General features: G+C 70.1%; 1 protein-coding gene. It reads right to left on the reverse strand.

The window, feature by feature from the left end; translation table 11 throughout:
* Positions 1-487: 487 nt before the first annotated feature.
* On the reverse strand, positions 488-1,055 hold a 568-nt coding region (locus GT042_RS31650; protein ID WP_237531397.1), incomplete at its 5' end, for an AAA family ATPase.

Raw genomic sequence — 1,055 nt, forward strand, 5'->3', positions numbered from 1 at the left:
GACCCCTGCCCGTCCCCCTTCCAGGCCCGCGTTCAAAACCCCGGCCCACCCCGGGTCGTTAAGCCCGTCCGGTGATTGAGGACGTCAGTAAGCCGCGCTCTCGCACCGCGCGGGGGGCACCCTCCAGCCCGTCCGGCGCTTGAGGACATCCTTGACCCGCACCCGCCCACCGGACCGGGGGCAATCCCAGCCTGTCCGGCGTTTGAGGACATTGGTAAGTGGCACCATCCACCGGGCGGAGGCCAGGCGACCCGAGCCAGCGGGGTCGTTCAGCTCACCCTCGGCGTGAGGGGGGTGGGGTCGGAGGAGGTGCGTGTGGCCGGACGTAAAGCGTGTTTTGTGGCGCATGACTACCGTGAACTCAACGAGTCCCTGAGGCGCCGTAAAACATGCAGTCCGGACATACGTACCTCCGGAGGCCCCGCCCCCCGTCACCACGACAAACCCAGCCCGTCCGGCGATTGAGGACATCAGTAAGCGCAACCACCTACCAGCTAGGCGGACTCGCAAGCGCGCGGGCCAAGACGTCGTCCAGGACCCGCGCCGTCGTTTCCACGTCGTACTTGGAATTGTCGATGATCGGCAGGCCGGACCCGTACCAGCCGGCCATCCGGCCATGGATCCCCGCCACCTCCTCGTCCGCGAGGCGCCGATTGCCGGAGCGTTCCGCGTTGCGTTCCAGGACGATCTCCAGACCGGGCAGCAGGACGACCGGCAGCAGGCCCGGGCCGACGTGGCGCTTCCAGCCGCCCAGGCCGACGACCGGGCGGTCGGGGAAGACCGCGTCGTCGAGGATGCAGGAGATCCCGTTGGCGAGGAAGTTGCGGGCGGCGAAGCCGCAGGTGCGGCGGGCCAGGCGGTACTGGGCCTCGGAGTGGTCGTTCCACCCCGACTGCGGGTCGGCGAAGCCGGAACAGACCCACTCGCGGACGTCGTCGAGGCTGATGTGCGCCGTGGGCACCCGCCGGCTCTGCGCCCAGTGCCGCGCGACCGTCGTCTTGCCCGCGCCGGCCGGGCCGATGAGCAGCACGGCGAGCGTCGCCACGCCCGTACCG

The organism is Streptomyces sp. SID3212 (assembly GCF_009865405.1).
GTDB lineage: Bacteria > Actinomycetota > Actinomycetes > Streptomycetales > Streptomycetaceae > Streptomyces.